Below are 16,620 nucleotides of genomic sequence, written 5' to 3'. Positions count from 1 at the left end.
CGGTCAACCTCCTCGCCGGATCGTGATTTTCTGCTGGCGCCAGCCGACTCCAGAGACGAGCACAGCCTTGTCGACGGCGTAGTCGACGATCATCATGTCGTTCTTCATGCGATAGTTGACGATGCGGTTCTGGCCACCGCTGACGACGAACAGCACCGGCGCGTCCTGGCCGGAGATGGACCGAGGAAACTGGATGTAGGTCTTGGCGCCGTCGGAATAGACGCGCTTCGGCCGCCATGAGGCGCTACCACTGATCGAGTAGGAGAAATTCAGCTTGTCGGGGGCGGTCCCCGGAATGCCTCCGGTCTCAAGCCGGGCATTGATGTCGGCCAGTTTGGTCGACACATCCTCCGGATATTCAAACCCGATGCGGGCCATGTACTTGCTAGGATGGGATTTGAGTTGGATATGATAGGTTCGCCGCGAGGTCGTCACGACCATCGACGTGACGAGGCCTGCCTCCGACGGCTTGACGATCAGGTGGATCGCCTGCCCGCCAGTCGCACCCGACGTTGCCGGCTCGACTTTCCAACGGACGGTGTCACCGACAAGCACGTCGCGGACGATCTCGCCGCCTTGCAGTTCGATATCGCAGACCTGAAGCGGTGAGCACACAACGGAGGGCTGGGTCTCGCCGAACAGAAAGATAACCTTTCCGTCTGGCCCGGTCGTCACCAGGCCCGGCGTCCCCCGCCATTTGCGCGAGATGTTGGTCCCCTTCACCTCGTTCGAATTCATGCTTTGCGCCATCGCATAATCCGCAAGGACGAGTCCGGCCATGCAGCCGGCGGCCGCGATCAATCCTGTTCTGTGCATATGATTTCCCCTGCCCTTAAAGCTGTGCGGTCCAGTCGAAGTCCTGGACATAAAGACCGATCGGGTTAAGGCGGATGATCGCCTCGTCCTGTGGCGCAGTCAGCGCGACCGTAGCGATGCCGCGAAACCGGCGCGTGCCGGTTTCCTTGCCCTTGCGGTCGCGCTCGTATTCGGTCCAGTCGATCTGGTAGGTCTGGTTAGACAGCGCCACGATGTTGTTGACCTCGATGGCAACGGTCGACGTCTTCGCCTTTTCGAAGGGCGAATTACCGCGAAACCAGGCGTTGATTTTCTGGGTCGAGGGATCGGACGTCCGAAGAAGCGCATAGGTCCTGTCGATATATTGCTTCTGCACGACCGCGTCCGGAGTGATAGACTTCAAACTGGTGATGAAGTTGCCGAGTGTCGCGCGGACGACGCGGGCATCGGCATACTCGATCTGTTGAGGGAAGCCCGCCGTCACCGACGTGCCGAGCTTGTCGACCTCGACGATGTACGGCACGAGCTTGACCTGCGTGCTGAGATACATGGCGTAGGTGAAGCCGATCACGGCCATCGACAATCCGAGGATGCCGACGATCCGCCATGCGCGCGCGGCCTGGACATAGGATCCATATCTTTCCGTCCACTCCTGCCGCGCGGCAAGGTAAGGGCTATCGGGCGGCCGATTTGCTGCCATCGCTTTTTGCCTTCCTGTTGATTACTTGTCGTTTCGTTCCGGTGGCGTCTTCGGCCCGCTTTGTCCGGTTCGGCTCTGATCGAGCTTGGCGTTGGCGAGCCCCATGATCGAGCCGGCGTAAGCGCCGGGCGAACCGATCGCCTTTTCCTTGGCGGCTGAGCCAGCTGCTTTTCCGGCTGATCCGATCCCCGCGCCCATGCCTCGTAGCGCAGCCCCCGCGACCGAGGATCCTGCGGCGCGGGCGGATTGGGCTGCCGCGGCTCCGGCTCCGACGGCGCCGGCGGCTAGAGAGGCTGCTCCAAGTGCAAATGATGCGGCCTGTCCACCGTGGCGGATGGTTTCCATCCCGCCTGTGACCGATGCTCCTTGAACGACGCCTTGGATGATGTTCGGGACATACATGGCGATAATGAAGACCACGACCGCGATCCCGGCGATCGCCAATGCGGTCTGAAACTGGTCCCCGACGTCCGGCCGGTTCGCCAAGCCGATTAAGACCTCGGAACCGATCCGGGAAATCATGACCAGAGCCATGAGCTTCATGCCAACCGAGAATGCATAGATGAGGTAGCGGATGGCAAAGTCCTTGGTGAAGGACGAGCCTCCCAATCCGAGCATGATCATTCCCGCGAGCAGACCGAGATACATCTCGACCATCACAGATACAAAGATCGCAGCAACGAGCGAGAATGCGATCACCGTTACGACCATCGCGAAGGCCGCCGAGATGGCGAGCGCGTTGTCCTCGAACAGCCCGAATTGCACCTTCTCTGACATCTTGGTCGCAACGGCCAAGCCCGCATTGAAGACGTCCGCTGGCGAAGCCGTGCCTCCACCAGCGCCGATCTGAAACAGGCTATCGACGACCGCCTTCGCGAACGTCGGACCCTGCGCGAGAACGAATGCGAAGAAGCCCACGAACATGATGCGCCGGACGAGTTCAGCGAACCAGCTCTCGAGCGACGCGGCCTGAAGCGCCAGCCAGACGGCAGCAATACCGATTTCGATCCCTGCGAGGATCCAGAACAGGGATCTCGCCGCATCCATGACGGTGGTCTCCCAACCCTTGGCTGCAGTGGTGATCTCGTTCTGGAGGGCTGTTAGGACCGACCCCTCCTGCGCTATCGCGGGCTGGAACGACACGACGATCAATGCGACCAGCACCGCAATGCCCCTGATCGTTTTGAGCTCAGAGGTCATGCGCCTACCACTCGATCTTCATCTTCTCGCCGCCCGACGTCGGGTATTCCTTCGTTGACCCGAAGAATTTTTCGCGCCGCTCCAGCGCTTCCTGCCGCTCCGAGAGCACGAACCAGAGGCCTGTTGCTCCTAGAGAGATGATTGCGACGACCATGGCCAGGATCAGTTTCGTTCTCACCATTCCACCTTCATCCTTTCGCCACCGGATGTTGAAGGCGCGGTCGACTTGAAGAATTCCTCACGGCGCGCCTGCGCAAGGTCCTTGTCCGTCTGCTCCGTCTGGAGCCAGGTCCCCATCATCGTCATCTGCTGGGAGACAAGCCCGCGCAGCTTCTGCATCTGGGAAACCTGCTGGGCGGCAATCTGATGCCCGACCTGAAGCGCCTTCATCTGGCCATCGGCCGACTCCGACATCGATCGCAGAGAACTCATCGTGTCCTCCTCCGTGTCAAACTGATCCGCTGTCAGGCTTGCCGCCTTCAGCGTGCTGCCGATTGTGTCCCTGTTCGTGTCCGACCACTTTTGATACGTGTTCGAGAACGTCTCGGCGTTCGGCAGGTTGGTTTTCAGATCCGCATAACTCTTGAACCGCTGCTGTAGAACGTCATCGGCATTGCCCATCGAAAAAGAGATGCTCTGCCCTTGATCGACGATGCTGCGCAGACGGTTGAGATCGCTCTCGACCTGGCCCCAGATATGATCAGGGAGCTGCGCTGTGTTTTGGAGCATATTTTCGTAGATCTTCAGCTGGTTCTGAATCTGTTCCGCGAGTTGCCCGATCTGCGTCAGCTGGTTATCGACCTGCAGGCCGGAGCTCTTGAGAAGGTCTATAAGCTGAGCATTGTTGGCGAGCTGCGTCCATTCGGTGGCAGCGCCCGTTGCAGACCCCGCATTGGCGGGGGCAATCGGTGACAGCGCGATCGCCGCAGTCATCGTTGCGACGATCCAGTTACTGGACGTTGAGGTGCGACGTGGCATCGCGAACTCCTCTCGATTCAAGCCAATGGGTAGGCCAGTCCTGGCCATGTTCCGCCTTCAGCGCGCGTATCCTCTTCAGGTCTTCCTTTCCGGATGCGCCCACAAAGCTCAGCGCCACCGGCCCGAGCGACATATCGAACAGCCGCCGTCCGTCTGGCGTGGCGACGTAATATTCGCGCTTGGGGATGGCACCCGATACGATCTCGATCTGGCGCTCGTTAAAGCCAATCCGCTCGTAGAATTCCCGCGTCCCTGGCTCGCGTGCGGCGCCATTCGGCAAGCAGATCTTGGTTGGGCACGATTCTTTCAGCACGTCGATAATACCGGAACGCTCGGCGTCGGAGATGGATTGCGTTGCCAGAACAACGGCGCAATTGGCCTTGCGCAGCACCTTTAGCCATTCCCGGATTTTGTCGCGGAATACCGGATGGCCAAGCATCAGCCACGCCTCGTCGAGGAGGATGAGGCTCGGGGAACCATCCAGCCGCTTTTCGATCCTATGGAAGAGGTAGGTGAGGACCGGCACCAGATTGCGCTCGCCCATATTCATCAGCTGCTCGATCTCGAAGCACTGGAATGCTCGAAGCGTCAGACCGTCCTCTTCCGCATCGAGAAGCTGACCCATCGGGCCATCGACCGTATAGTGATGGAGTGCATCCTTGATCTCGCGCATCTGCACGCCGCTGACGAAGTCCGACAGCGACTTTCCGGGCGCCTTCGCCATCAGGCCGATTTGGCGTGAGATTGCATTGCGATGGTCGGGCGTGATGGTGACGCCCTGCAGGGCGACGAGCGTTTCGATCCATTCGGTCGCCCAGGCCCGATCGCCATCTGTCGAAAGGTCGAACAGTGGGCAGAATGCAAGCGCCCTCCCCTCCCCGTTCTGGTCGTTGCCGATCTCGTAGTGATTGCCGCCGGCAGCAAGCGTCAGCGGGAGGAGCGAGTTGCCCTTGTCGAAGGCAAAGATCTGGGCAAACTCGTAGCGACGGAACTGCGCGGCGATCAGCGCGAGAAGGGTCGATTTTCCGGAACCAGTCGGTCCGAAAATCAGGGTGTGGCCGACATCATCGACATGCAGGTTCAGCCGAAACGGCGTTGAGCCGGAGGCCACCTGCATCAGCGGCGGGGAATTCGGCGGATAGAACGGGCAGGGCGCCACCGGATTGCCGGACCATACCGAGTTCAACGGAACGAGGTCCGCCAGATTGCTCGTATTGATCAACGGCTCACGGATATTGGCGTACCAGTTCCCCGGCAGGCTCCCGAGAAACGCATCCGTCGCGTTCAGGGTCTCGACGCGCGCGCCAAAACCTTCTGCCTGTACCAACCGACGGATGGCTTCTGCCTTCTCCTGCAGGGCGTCGCGCTTTTCATCGAACAGGATCACGACCGGAGTGTAATAGCCGTAGGCGACCAGCTGGGACGACGCCTGAGCGATGGCGTCCTCGGTCTCCGCGACCATCGTCATCGCATCCTGATCGACCGATCTGCTTTGCGTCTGGAACAGCTGATCGAAGAATGGTCGAACCTTCTGTTGCCACTTTTTTCGCGTGCGTTCGAGCTTCTGGCGCGCCTCTTCCGCATCGAGGAAGATGAAGCGCGACGACCATCGATAGGTCAGCGGCATCAGGTCGAGATTGTTGAGGATGCCGGGCCAACTCTCGGCCGGCAGACCATCTATGGCAACGACAGCGAGGAACCGGTTCTCGACCTTCGGCGTCAGGCCATGCTCCAGCTCCGCCGTTGCCAGCCAGTCGAGATACATCGGAACTTCAGGCAAGCGGAGTGGATGGCTCTCACCGGTGATGCAAAACCGAACGAACTGTAGAAGGTCGTCGTAGCGTGCGAGACGCTCCCCTCCCCTCTCGCGGACCTTGCGGGTTTGCATGCGAGCGATCGACAGGGTGTTGGCCAGATATTGTTCGATTTCCCGGATCGCATTGCGGAACACGAATAGAACCGTGTCCGCATAGGATTTCTTCCGGCTTTCCTCGTCCGAATAGATGTATTTGCTGAGCGCCGTCTTCTTCGACTCGAGTGGCCGGTAGGTCAGAATGATCGCATGCTTGCTCTCGAAATGCCCCTGCTCCCGCCCGAAATGGGCGCGACGCTCGGCATCGATCGCGCGGGTGACAGGATCCGGGAAATGGCACTGGTCCGGCGTGGGATAGTCGACCGTCGGCACGCGGATGGCTTCGACCTGGATCATCCATCCGGTCCCCAGTCGTGACAGGATCGCATTGATCTGCCGGGACAGTTCGTTGCGCTCAAGATCGGTGGCGCTTTCGGAGTCCGGACCCGCGAAATACCAGCCAGCCATCAGGCTCCCGTCCTTCAGAAGCAGAACGCCGTTGTCGACCAGGCCGGCATAGGGAACGAGATCAGCGAACGAGGGGCCGGTCGCGCGGAAACGTTTGAGGGCAGCCATCGAGACACCTCTAGTATCTTCGCCACGGTGCGGCCGTCGGCCGGTAGTGGGGCTTGTAGGAAATGTGACGGGTATAGACTTGCCGCATCAGCGGGTCGGACTTGGCCATCAGGCGAAGCAGACCGACGATGACGATCCAGACGGCCACGCCAAAGAGCGCCGAGTAGACGGTCAACACGACGAAGATCAGGATCACGGCAGCGAGCCCGGTGATCAGCACCAGCTCTCGGTCGGCGCCCATGAGAAGGTTCGGACGAGAAAGCGCGCGATGAATGCGATTGCGGTAGAGGCTCACGACGCTCCCTCCTCCCCCGCTCCATCTGAAACGACCTGCGTGACCTGCTCTATTGGCAGGCCGATAGACGCACCGGTGGCGCCGAAGAGGCCCACAATGGTCGTGGCACCGAGCAGAATGCCGGCGACCAGGACGACGTACATCAGTCTGCGGGCGAAATCGTTGAGCTCGCCACCGAAGATCAGCATCCCGCCGGCGATGGCGACGGCTGCCAGTGCGATATAACCTGCGACCGGACCGGTGATGGATTCCTGGATCTGTTCGAGCGGTCCTTCCCACGGCAGACTTCCACCGGAACTGGCGAAAGCAGGCGACGTCACGGCGATGGCAGCGATAGCTAACACGCTGAGTGTCAGGAGGGATCTGTTACGCTGCATCTCGGTTCTCCTCTGCATAGGGTTCTGTCTGGTACTGGCCGCCGGCAAAGCGGGTGACGTGAAGGATTTCGCTAATGCGCCGGCCCTTGGCCGTTCGTTCGATCGAAATGATCAGGTCGACTGCGTCGCCGATGACAGCCTGCATCGGCTGATGGCTGGCTTCTGCGGTCAGCTGCTCGAGGCGCTGAAGCGCGGAGCGTGCGCTGTTGGAGTGGATCGTCGCGACCCCGCCGGGATGCCCGGTGTTCCAGGCCTTGAGCATGGTCAGTGCTGCGCCGTCACGGACCTCGCCGACGATGATCCGATCCGGCCGGAGGCGCATTGTGCTCTTCAGGAGACGTGACATGTCGACCGCGTCGCTGGTGTGAAGGCTCACGGCGTTGTCCGCGGCGCACTGGATCTCGGCTGTGTCTTCCAAAATGACGAGGCGATCATCGGGCGAGCTCGATACAATCTCGGCAAGGATCGCGTTGGTGAGGGTCGTCTTGCCTGAGCCAGTTCCACCGGCGACCAGAATGTTGAGTTTCGAAGCAATGGCGCTGCGAATGACCTCGGCATGCTTTGCGGTCATCACCTTGCTCGACACATAGTCATCGAGAGGGATCAAGCGCGACGCGCGACGGCGGATCGTGAAAGACGGTCCGGAGACCACCGGTGGCAGCAATCCCTCGAAACGATGCCCACCGATTGGAAGTTCGCCCGACACGATCGGGCGATCGTCGTCGACCTCGGAGTTCAGAACATGAGCGACGCTGCCGATGACAGTTTCGGCGGCCGAGCGGGTCATCTCGCCAGCTGCAGCCATTCCGTGACCGAGCCGTTCGATGAACAGGCGCCCATCAGGATTGAGCATGATCTCGACGACACTCGGGTCTTCGAGCGCCACGCACAAATGATCTCCCAGAGCATTTTGCAGCTTGCTGACGAGGCGAGGGAGTGAGCGGTTTTGGGTGCTAAGCATGATCAGGCCGCTTCCTTTTGATGGAGTGAGAAACTCGACGAATAGATGCTGGGGCGAAGTCGGTCGAAGCTCACCCAGTCTGCGGGGAGCAGTCCGGCGACGCTTCTGGTCTCGTTGATCTGGGCTGGTGAGCCAAGGCGGGCGAGAGGCCATCCCGCGCGACGGAGGATACGCTCAAGCCTGACATCCGTGGCGGTTACGATTTCTCGGTAGCCATTGAGGACACTCCACTCGACGATACCGGCGAACATTGCGAGGGTCGCCGAATGCAGGCCCGCGTGCTCCCGCTCGGCAGCCGCATTTGTGTCCACGCAAAATCGGGAGCTCTCGACCATCCGATGGTGCGTAGGGAGTTGTCCCGTCTCTAGGAGTTGCGGAAATACCTTCTCCAGCATCGTGCCGCCGGTTGCCGGTAAGAGGCGCGCGCATCCAATCACCGCCTCGGAACGGTCAATGCATAGGACGTATGTCGGGCCTAGCTTGTCGAAACCGTCGATCTCGAGACCGGAGGTGCAACGAACTGTCCATGCCAGGCGACCGCGGAAAATGCGGGCGCGGAGCCGGTGCATTTCGTTTATGAGGCGGCGCTCAGTTTCGCTCTTTGGGTTCTTGATGGCGACGACGCGCATCGAGCAAATCTCCCTTGCGTTGGTGACGTAAGGAGGTTTGACGGGGCTAAGGAGTTCGATCTACTGCCAAAAGTGTTAGCGAGTGATTCTAGCTGAGCCTCGACTTTCTTGTGCGCCAGATGCCGCTCACGCCACGGCATTAACTAGCAAAAGTGTTAGTTGGCCAATTGGACCGATAGAGCGAGATGAGACGCAAGAATCTGATATTGTTCGATAAAATGTTGGATGCGAGCGGGGGCAGTATCTTCCGCCTGTGCATGTTAAGGTCTTGTTAACCCTATTTCTCTTGCGGCATGGTTAGAATCGTGGCTTAGCTTGAGACGGTAATAGCGCGTCTGACGCCAATAAACCGTCTGAGAACAGAGGCTAATGTGAACGTGATCGACCGGCACATCCTAAAGGCATCGACTTCTGCCCATATCACACAGCGGGCCGAAGCGCTGTCTGCCCGCTTGCGTGCAGTTGGAGAACGCGCATTCCCGCCGACCGCGCAGAAAACACTTCGGTCGTTCTCGTCAGGCGAAGTCGCGGAGATCGTCGGCGTTTCGGACGGCTACCTGCGCCAACTATCAATCGACGGTCTAGGTCCGACGCCGGAACTTGGAAATGGCGGACGGCGATCCTATTCGCTCGAGCAAATCAACGAGCTGCGGCAGTATCTAGCGAGCGCTCGCCCTAAGGAAGCGACAAGGTTTTTTCCACGTCGGCGTGATGGTGAAAAGCTGCAGGTCATTACGGTTGCCAATTTCAAAGGCGGATCTGCAAAAACCACCACCTCGCTTTATCTAGCTCAAGGGCTTGCGCTGCAGGGTTATCGCGTTTTGGCGATCGATCTCGATCCGCAGGCTTCGCTCTCAGCCATGTTCGGCTATCAGCCCGAGTTCGATGTCGCCGAGAACACCACCCTATATGGCGCCATTCGTTATGACGATCAGCGCGTCACAATGAAGGACGTGATCCGCCCGACATATTTTACAGGGATCAGCATCGTTCCCGGTAATCTCGAGCTCATGGAGTTTGAGCATCAAACCCCACGCTTCATGCTGCAAAATCGTGGTCGGCCGGAGGATCTGTTCTTCAGAAGGGTCGCCGGCGCAATCGCCCAGGTCGAAGACGACTTCGACGTTGTCGTCGTAGATTGCCCCCCCCAGTTGGGCTTTCTAACCATGGGCGCTCTGAACGCCGCGACGGGCATGATCGTCACCGTCCACCCACAAATGGTCGACGTTGCATCAATGAGCCAGTTCCTTCTGATGACCTCGGATCTCGTATCCGTCATCGAGGAGGCTGGTGGGCGACTTGATTACGACTTCCTGCGTTTTCTCGTGACCCGGCACGATCCTCGCGATGTTCCGGAGCAAGAGATCGTCGGATTGATGCGCGATGTGTTCGGATCGGATGTCATGGCTGCGACCGCTTGGAAATCGACTGCAATCGCCAATGCAGGACTGACCAAGCAATCTCTTTACGAGCTGACGAGAGGTGCCGTTGGCCGGTCCACGTACGATCGCGCGATGGAATCGATCAATGCCGTCAACCAGGAAGTTGTCGCGCTTCTAAACGAGGTCTGGCAGCGATGATCTCAACCTCTATCGATAAAATTCAGACACTTAACATGTGGTCAGCTGACTACATCTCGGTTCATGAGACCGGCCGTGATGGGGAGGTCCCTGCGTGAGCAAGCGAACACAATCAATCCGCTCTCTTTTTGCTGGCGGTACCGAAGACGCGCCGGCCGATGAAGCGCGGCAACCCATACAGCGTGTTGCTTCAGGTGCGGTCCGGTCGCTCAAGGACACCTTTTCCGAAGTTGAACGTGATTACGAGGAACTGAAGCAGCAAGTCGCAAGTGGCGCCCTGCCCGTTGAACTCGATCCCTGCTTACTCGACCCCTCCCCCTTTGCTGACCGCTTCGTCGATCAGGATCTGGCGGCAGTCGAAGCGCTGAAGACTTCGCTGAGCGAACATGGACAGGAAATCCCTATCCTTGTACGGGTTCATCCCTCTGCGCCTGGCCGCTATCAGATTGCCTATGGTCACCGGCGGGTGCGTGCAGCGTCCGAACTCGGCATCGCGGTCAAAGCCTACGTCCGCGAGCTGGATGACGATCGTCTCGTCGTTGCCCAGGGTGTGGAGAATTCGGCGCGCGAAGACCTGACGTTCATCGAGCGGGCAATGTTTGCGTTGAAGCTCGAGGACGGCGGTATCCAGCGATCGCTGATCCAGACCGCTCTGTCTGTTGACCGCCAAGAAGCCCAGAAGCTCCTGAGTGTCGCTCGCGGTGTGCCTCGTTCGCTGATTGATGCAATCGGGCGTGCGCCAAAGATCGGACGGCCGAGGTGGCTCGATCTTGTCGAGAGCCTCAAGATCGCCGGCGCTGCAAAAAAGGCGCATAAGGCAACGGAAGACAATTCCTTCGCTCACAAGGATTCCGACGATCGCTTTTCGGTCGTTTTGAGAGCCGCGAAGACAGGCGAACTCGGGAGCTCGGCAAAGCCGGACGCCCCGGCTGTTGCGCGATCATCCGATGGCAAGGAAATAGCGACCCTGGCACTTACGGGCAAGCTTTGCAAAATTCAGATCAATCGAGAACAGGACGAGGCTTTTGCATCCTATCTGATGGAGAAGCTTCCTGAACTCTATGCCAATTTCAGGAGCAATGCTCCGTCAACAGAGGACTAAATCGGAAGGCAGTAGCAAAAGAAAAAGGCCCCCAAACGTTGCCGTCATGGAAGCCTCTCTCAAAGGTGTAAGCAGCCTGAGAATCGCATTTCCATGAATCGCAGTCAAGAGTCTTTGGCACCGTTTTTGGTGAGCGGGTTTCTTTTGCCTTTTGAAAGGTGAAGGAAAATGCAGGTTGGAAATGTCACGACGCCCTTTGGGCGGCGGCCGATGACGCTTGCCTTGGTCAGATCGCAAATGCGAGCTTCGCAGATCGAACCGGGGAAGCAGATAGACAAGTGGAAAATCTTCAGGGACGCTTGCGATGCACGTTCGCTGCTGGGCCTACGTGATCGAGCGCTCGCTGTTCTCAATGCGCTTTTGACTTTTTACCCAGAGGCGTCGTTGAGTGACGAGAGCAATCTGATTGTCTTCCCCTCGAATGCCCAGCTAACGGCTCGGGCAAACGGGATCGCTGGTTCAACCTTGCGAGAAAACCTCGCGCATCTCGTTGAGGCAGGCCTAATCCAGCGCTGTGATAGCCCCAATGGGAAGCGCTATGCCCGGAAAGGAACTGACGGCGCCATTGAGACAGCATACGGCTTTAGTCTTTCGCCGCTTCTCGCACGCTCTGAGGAGCTGGCACAACTGGCCCAGCAAGTCGCGGCGACCCAGCGGCATCTGAAGTTTGTGAAAGAGCGCATAACGATCGCGAGACGAGACGTCCGTAAGCTGCTTTCGGCGGCGATCGAGGACGGTGTGCCGGGCAACTGGGAGATGGTCGAATCGCTTTACGTCGCCCTCATGGCTCGTCTGCGGGCGGCAAAGACCACAGAAGCCTTCGAAGGATTGCTGGAGGAACTCGAGCTATTACGAGAAGAAGTCATCAACCAGTTGGAAACTCTGATGATTACAGAAAAAACCGACACCAATGATGCTGATATCCGGCAGCACATACAGAATTCAAATACCGAATCTATCATTGAACTTGAACCTAGCTCTGAAAACGAGCTGGGCGAGAAGCCGAGCCCGGATATTGGACGTAAGATCGAGCCGATAAAGGCTTTCCCATTGGGCATGGTTCTTCGTGCGTGCCCGGAGATCGCGATGTATGGCCCCGGAGGCAATATCGAGAGCTGGCGCGATCTGATGTTCGCCGCGGTAGTGGTGCGATCTATGCTCGGGGTGAGCCCGTCAGCCTACCAGGACGCTTGCGAGGTCATGGGGCCTGAGAATGCCGCCGCCACGATGGCAGCGATCCTTGAGAGGGTGGGCCATATTTCATCGCCTGGGGGCTATCTGAGGGATTTGACGGGGAAGGCGCGCCGCGGCGAATTCTCGCTAGGTCCCGTTTTGATGGCGTTGCTGCGCGCAAGCGGGCAGGAGGCGAGGCGGGCGTGAGTTCATAATGTCGTCGCTGGACTTGCCACAGGAAAATACTGTTGTAGTCAGCTGACTACACCTTAACATATTGAATCTAAAGATAGCGCCCTTCGCATATGGTCGAGCAACCTCATCTAAGCTGCGAATAGTGGGCAATAGCGGTCCGGCGACTTTGCAAGTGGCGGTCGAGATGTTTTGGGGTATCGGAGGAATATCATGGTCGTGAAGGCGCTGATCGACCATCCGGTTAGTGACTGGGTGTATCGGAGAGCAAACGAAAGGCTATCAGGGCGAGCGCTGTCGTGCGCCGTGAACGCGAGGAATCATTTGGTCCGGGCACAGCGGATTGCTGATGAGCGGATTTCGAACACGGTCGCGTATTTCTGCGCGACCCACGCGACTGAGGAGGCAGTTGCGGCATTCATCGCCTCGGCAAAGGAGCACGGCTACAGGAAGCTCGCTGGGAAGGTGAATATCCGCGACCACGCACAGAAAGCGGTAGTCGCGGCCTATGTCCAAATTATTGCTGGACATGCGGAAGGAATGAAGCTGGCGGTCGCACATAACCCGGCGGACGACAGCGTCATGACCCAGGTCAAGGTGAACGCGAAAGATACCTACTATCCGCTTGGGCTTCGCTTATTCTCGTTCAACGAGAACAGTGAGGACCCGTCTTCGGAGGCTGCATTCGAGGCGTTTTCAAGCTTGTTTCCCAGCAAAGATGCAATGGTGGATAGAGTTCACGAGAGGGCGATCTTTCGTGATAAAGCACTCTATGCGGGGGATTCTGGTGGTCCGGCACTTACGCGGGAGCAGTTAGATGAGGGGCTTCGGGAGCACACTTTCCTGACCCTTGGCCTAATCTGGGCCGCGATGGATGTCACGTATCACACCGAAAAGGAGCCGTTCGTCGCGCAGGTTCTCGGCGCGATATCGGCGACTATAGAAGAGGTCAGGCCACCGAAGGTCTGCAAGAACTGTGGGAAATAATGTCAGACACCGTAAATCACCATTTCATTCCACAGTTCTACCTCAGAGGATTCAGCGATGCTGCCGAAAAGCGGAAGGCGCAGCTCTTTGTGTTCGACCAGTCGACGAAGAAGACGTTCCGCACCCTAGTCCGAAACATCGGGGCTCGCCGAAATTTCTTCCGAATCGAGGCTGAGGGCTTCGATCCGAATCATGTCGAAGACGGTATGGCAGAGATCGAAGGCGAGATCGCGCCGCGACTTGCGGAAGTGATCGAGACAAGAAGCTTCCCGTCTGACGATCATTTCACATCTGTCATGCTATTGATGGGGAACGTGGCAGTCCGAAATCCTCGCTTCCGGTCGATGATCGAAGATCTCCATATAAAAATGGCCAGCGGAATGATGAGAGCCGCGCTCAAGGACAAGGACCAATACGAAGAATCGATCCGGCAGGCTCGGAAGGGCGGCGCCCCGATCCGGAACGATATCAGCTACGAAGACATGAAGTCGTTCATTGAGCGCGGGGAATATAACATCGCGATCGATCAGACATATCTCATCGGCTTGGAGCTAGATGCGGTTCCAACTGTCGTCGAACATCTGGCCCGACGAAGCTGGGCGTTTGCCTCAGCGCCCGCTGGCTCTACATTTGCAACCTGCGATGATCCTGTCGTCCTAGCATGGGCCGACGGAAAGGACCGCGGGCCATACTCACCTGGGTTTGGGTTGGCAGGCACGATTGTCATGTTCCCCATCTCACCGGAGCTTGCTTTGGTCGGGCTATTCGTCAAGCAGACGCCGAACCGCGCTTTCCGCCGGGACCAAGTCGCTGACATGAACACGAGCATGGCGAAGAACGCCTCAAAGCAGCTCTATGCCAGAGACGGCGAGTTTGAGCTACATACTCGAATGGAGCCCTACACCCGCGGCAAGGATCTAGCGGCAGCCTTGGGACGGCAGGCGAAGGCAAAGGGGCAATAGGATGGAAAAGAAGCGAGAGCTGAAATTCGGAGACGATATCGTTGGAGCCCTCGATAACTGGGGAGAGAAAGCGTTAATCCCGGTCTCCATCATCGCCGGCAAACACATTGAAGTCAGTCATTCGAACAGGGAAAAGTTCAAAGAAAACGACATTCGGCTCACCGAGGCACACGCATTTGCCTGGAGCGCATTGGGAAACCTTATATCGAGAAGTGCCGGCGCCAAGATCAAGGAAGATGCGGATGTCAGTCAGAAGCTCAACCTGATCTCTCACTTTCTGCAAAGCATCAATCTCTGCGAGGTGGCTGTGGTCGAAGGCTTATACGTCCAGGCTGCTACCCTGCTGCGGCAGGAACATGAGATCATTTCCGCCGTCCAAGAGCTTGGAGTAGGAAAACGGAAAGATGGTAAGACGCCGCACGCCACAATCGGTGTCCTGAAAAATATGGGGAGGGCTTATGGTGAGCTGAGCGGTGCGGCTCACGTTTCTCAGTCCGTCCTTCTGCACAGCATCATTGAGATGGAGAAGGGCGAGCTACGAGGACCGTCGGCATTTCCTATCTATCATCGGGAACTGGCGAGGAACCTCTATGCGCTGCACGTCTGCTACATAGCACTGATGGCAAGGCTTGCCGGGGAGGTCAACTACGAGATTGGGCTCGGCGGACTTTCTTCAGACGAGGAAGAGATGGTGGTGTTGTCGATGGCGACGCTTCACAAAGAGGGCCTCATCGAGATCGAAGTGGCCCCGCTGGATAAGCCAATTGCGGAGCCGGCAAAGCCGGCTGATTAGCGCGCGTCGTCAATCACTTCAGTCTGACAATAGTTGCCGAGGGGCGCGCCGTAGTTTCCAGACAGCCTCGACCGACGCCGGCCATTAGAGAATACGAGCCGCTCGACCGCTCCGTCGGCTTGCGCTGTTATAATAGCTAGATGCCTGTTGGACCGAACGATGCCGTGACTGCTCCATTGCTTCGGGCAGGGGGATGCCACGATTGGCGGCTTCCGTCAGATAGCCCGATCGCAAACCATGGGCGGAAAACTCACCAGCTTCCAACCCCGCCATCTCCGCCCGCTGCTTGACGATCGCATTGATCGACTGCGGATCGAGCTGACGCTTGGACACGGTGCCCCAACGCCCAATCCCCCGAAACACACTGCCGCTCTCGATCTTGGCCGCCGCGATCCAGTCGTTCAGCGCATCCACCGGCCGACCTGTAAGATAGACGACATCATCCTGCTCGCCATTGGTCGTCTTGGTACGGCCGAGATGGATAGCGAGAGAGGGGAGGGGAGGGCCGTCGGCCACTTCGATCGGCGCCTCGACGCTCAGCTGTTCAATCCGAAGCCCGGCAATCTCGCTGCGCCGGCGGCCGCCGGAAGCAAAGGCCACCATCAGGATCGCCCGGTCCCGCACATCGCGCAGGCTTTCGGTCGAGCACGTCGCCAGCAGTTTGGCCAGCACAACGCCGGTGACCGCCTTGGCGCTCTTCCGGTTTCTCTTGCGTGGCACGGCGCGCACGGCGAGACGAATTGCGGATTTGAGGGGAGGGGAGGTGAAGGCGGCATCGAGGCCGCGCCACTTCGTCAGCGTTGACCAGTTGGCCAGCCGACGGCGCACCGTCGCCGGTGCATGCGGGCCGGTCGATTTCAGAAAATTTTGGCCGCGCAAGTTGTCGGCGACGTCGGCCGGCATGCCGTGATCGGGATCGGTGGCCCGCTTTTGCGGATCCCACAGATGCTGCGCAACGAACTTTAAGAGCAGGGCCTCGGGCGCCGGCCAGGGCAGCGATCGTTTTGTTGCCGCCAGTGCCCAGGCTTCGATATAGGCGAGATCGGAGGTGATGGCACGAAGCGTGTTGGCGCCCATTCCCTCGTTGACGAGATGACGCAGCGTTTCGATATCGGCGTCGGTCAGCAGCTCGGCCAGCTCATCGCGCCGGTCGATCGGCAGGACCGAGGCGATCGTGTCGAGCTCGACGGCACGACGTTCGACGCCGGCCAGACTCGCGCCTGGCTTTTTCGCAGTCACCATCACGCCGGGATGTTTTCCGGGCGCCAGCGGGCGATGATCTGTTCGATCTCGCCGCGGTATTCGGTCGGATAGAAAAGTTCCTCCTCACGCGCCAGCCATTGTGGCTTTTAGCTCCCGATTTCAATTGAAGCGCTAAGCGAGGAATTCGGCACTGAAATCTCCGCTTACGATTTCACGCGGAGGAGGGGAGGGGGCAGCTAAAGCCCTGATGCCTTGGTCAAATTCA

17 protein-coding genes are annotated in these 16,620 nt (G+C 58.6%); 6 read left to right on the top strand and 11 right to left on the bottom strand.

Annotated features, from left to right (window positions below):
* Positions 1-3: 3 nt before the first annotated feature.
* From trbG to traI, 10 genes are read right to left on the bottom strand one after another with little or no spacing between them, the layout of a single operon-like run.
* Positions 4-816, bottom strand: coding sequence for a P-type conjugative transfer protein TrbG (gene trbG, locus QZ869_RS13120; RefSeq protein WP_296105310.1), 813 nt, complete (start codon positions 814-816; stop codon positions 4-6).
* A gap of 16 nt (positions 817-832) precedes the next feature.
* The gene (locus tag QZ869_RS13115) at positions 833-1,495 is read right to left on the bottom strand and encodes a conjugal transfer protein TrbF (protein ID WP_062428114.1); all 663 of its coding nucleotides are present in this window, start codon (positions 1,493-1,495) and stop codon (positions 833-835) included.
* A 21-nt stretch (positions 1,496-1,516) separates the two neighbouring features.
* Positions 1,517-2,695 carry a P-type conjugative transfer protein TrbL gene (trbL, locus tag QZ869_RS13110; protein WP_296105308.1) on the bottom strand — a complete coding sequence of 393 codons (1,179 nt, stop codon included), beginning with the start codon at positions 2,693-2,695 and terminating at the stop codon, positions 1,517-1,519.
* A gap of 4 nt (positions 2,696-2,699) precedes the next feature.
* Positions 2,700-2,876, bottom strand: coding sequence for an entry exclusion protein TrbK (gene trbK / locus QZ869_RS13105; protein WP_296105306.1), 177 nt, complete (start codon positions 2,874-2,876; stop codon positions 2,700-2,702).
* Complete coding sequence (gene trbJ / locus QZ869_RS13100; protein WP_296105430.1) at positions 2,870-3,628, bottom strand: P-type conjugative transfer protein TrbJ; 759 nt, start codon at positions 3,626-3,628, stop codon at positions 2,870-2,872. The genes trbK and trbJ overlap by 7 nt, the downstream gene beginning before the upstream one ends.
* A 16-nt stretch (positions 3,629-3,644) precedes the next feature.
* Positions 3,645-6,101, bottom strand: coding sequence for a conjugal transfer protein TrbE (locus QZ869_RS13095; protein WP_296105304.1), 2,457 nt, complete (start codon positions 6,099-6,101; stop codon positions 3,645-3,647).
* 10 nt (positions 6,102-6,111) lie between these two features.
* Complete coding sequence (locus QZ869_RS13090) at positions 6,112-6,396, bottom strand: conjugal transfer protein TrbD (protein ID WP_296105302.1); 285 nt, start codon at positions 6,394-6,396, stop codon at positions 6,112-6,114.
* Entirely contained in the window at positions 6,393-6,773 is a 381-nt protein-coding gene (locus QZ869_RS13085) for a TrbC/VirB2 family protein (RefSeq protein WP_296105300.1), read from the bottom strand. The genes QZ869_RS13090 and QZ869_RS13085 overlap by 4 nt, the downstream gene beginning before the upstream one ends.
* Positions 6,763-7,734, bottom strand: coding sequence for a P-type conjugative transfer ATPase TrbB (gene trbB / locus QZ869_RS13080; RefSeq protein ID WP_296105298.1), 972 nt, complete (start codon positions 7,732-7,734; stop codon positions 6,763-6,765). The genes QZ869_RS13085 and trbB overlap by 11 nt, the downstream gene beginning before the upstream one ends.
* A 2-nt stretch (positions 7,735-7,736) precedes the next feature.
* Entirely contained in the window at positions 7,737-8,363 is a 627-nt protein-coding gene (gene traI, locus QZ869_RS13075) for an acyl-homoserine-lactone synthase TraI (RefSeq protein WP_296105297.1), read from the bottom strand.
* Between the two features lie 380 nt (positions 8,364-8,743).
* On the opposite strand from traI, the gene repA reads away from it, so the two are divergent.
* The 6 genes from repA (at position 8,744) to QZ869_RS13045 (ending at position 15,152) form a co-directional block, all read left to right on the top strand.
* Complete coding sequence (repA, locus tag QZ869_RS13070; RefSeq protein WP_296105429.1) at positions 8,744-9,943, top strand: plasmid partitioning protein RepA; 1,200 nt, start codon at positions 8,744-8,746, stop codon at positions 9,941-9,943.
* Positions 9,944-10,037: 94 nt separating this feature from the next.
* Entirely contained in the window at positions 10,038-11,045 is a 1,008-nt protein-coding gene (repB, locus tag QZ869_RS13065; RefSeq protein ID WP_296105293.1) for a plasmid partitioning protein RepB, read from the top strand.
* Between the two features lie 168 nt (positions 11,046-11,213).
* The gene (gene repC / locus QZ869_RS13060) at positions 11,214-12,425 is read left to right on the top strand and encodes a plasmid replication protein RepC (protein WP_296105291.1); all 1,212 of its coding nucleotides are present in this window, start codon (positions 11,214-11,216) and stop codon (positions 12,423-12,425) included.
* A gap of 198 nt (positions 12,426-12,623) precedes the next feature.
* Positions 12,624-13,397, top strand: a complete 774-nt coding sequence (locus tag QZ869_RS13055; RefSeq protein ID WP_296105289.1) for a hypothetical protein — start codon at positions 12,624-12,626, stop codon at positions 13,395-13,397.
* Positions 13,397-14,359, top strand: coding sequence for a DUF4238 domain-containing protein (locus QZ869_RS13050; RefSeq protein WP_296105287.1), 963 nt, complete (start codon positions 13,397-13,399; stop codon positions 14,357-14,359). Before QZ869_RS13055 ends, QZ869_RS13050 begins: the two co-directional genes overlap by 1 nt.
* 1 nt (position 14,360) lies before the next feature.
* Positions 14,361-15,152, top strand: coding sequence for a hypothetical protein (locus tag QZ869_RS13045; protein ID WP_296105286.1), 792 nt, complete (start codon positions 14,361-14,363; stop codon positions 15,150-15,152).
* Positions 15,153-15,236: 84 nt separating this feature from the next.
* On the opposite strand, the gene QZ869_RS13040 is transcribed toward QZ869_RS13045, so the two are convergent.
* Entirely contained in the window at positions 15,237-16,394 is a 1,158-nt protein-coding gene (locus QZ869_RS13040) for a site-specific integrase (RefSeq protein ID WP_296105427.1), read from the bottom strand.
* Positions 16,395-16,620: the final 226 nt, after the last annotated feature.

Origin of the sequence: uncultured Agrobacterium sp. (assembly GCF_913777885.1) — a bacterium.
GTDB lineage: Bacteria > Pseudomonadota > Alphaproteobacteria > Rhizobiales > Rhizobiaceae > Agrobacterium.
This window is presented reverse-complemented; position numbering and strand designations above follow the sequence as displayed.

Coding starts and splice junctions, on each gene's coding strand:
- trbG (WP_296105310.1), bottom strand. CDS start 816: ATGCACAGAACAGGATTGATCGCGGCCGCCGGCTGCATGGCCGGACTC.
- QZ869_RS13115 (WP_062428114.1), bottom strand. CDS start 1,495: ATGGCAGCAAATCGGCCGCCCGATAGCCCTTACCTTGCCGCGCGGCAG.
- trbL (WP_296105308.1), bottom strand. CDS start 2,695: ATGACCTCTGAGCTCAAAACGATCAGGGGCATTGCGGTGCTGGTCGCA.
- trbK (WP_296105306.1), bottom strand. CDS start 2,876: ATGGTGAGAACGAAACTGATCCTGGCCATGGTCGTCGCAATCATCTCT.
- trbJ (WP_296105430.1), bottom strand. CDS start 3,628: ATGACTGCGGCGATCGCGCTGTCACCGATTGCCCCCGCCAATGCGGGG.
- QZ869_RS13095 (WP_296105304.1), bottom strand. CDS start 6,101: ATGGCTGCCCTCAAACGTTTCCGCGCGACCGGCCCCTCGTTCGCTGAT.
- QZ869_RS13085 (WP_296105300.1), bottom strand. CDS start 6,773: ATGCAGCGTAACAGATCCCTCCTGACACTCAGCGTGTTAGCTATCGCT.
- trbB (WP_296105298.1), bottom strand. CDS start 7,734: ATGCTTAGCACCCAAAACCGCTCACTCCCTCGCCTCGTCAGCAAGCTG.
- traI (WP_296105297.1), bottom strand. CDS start 8,363: ATGCGCGTCGTCGCCATCAAGAACCCAAAGAGCGAAACTGAGCGCCGC.
- repC (WP_296105291.1), top strand. CDS start 11,214: ATGCAGGTTGGAAATGTCACGACGCCCTTTGGGCGGCGGCCGATGACG.
- QZ869_RS13055 (WP_296105289.1), top strand. CDS start 12,624: ATGGTCGTGAAGGCGCTGATCGACCATCCGGTTAGTGACTGGGTGTAT.
- QZ869_RS13050 (WP_296105287.1), top strand. CDS start 13,397: ATGTCAGACACCGTAAATCACCATTTCATTCCACAGTTCTACCTCAGA.
- QZ869_RS13045 (WP_296105286.1), top strand. CDS start 14,361: ATGGAAAAGAAGCGAGAGCTGAAATTCGGAGACGATATCGTTGGAGCC.
- QZ869_RS13040 (WP_296105427.1), bottom strand. CDS start 16,394: ATGGTGACTGCGAAAAAGCCAGGCGCGAGTCTGGCCGGCGTCGAACGT.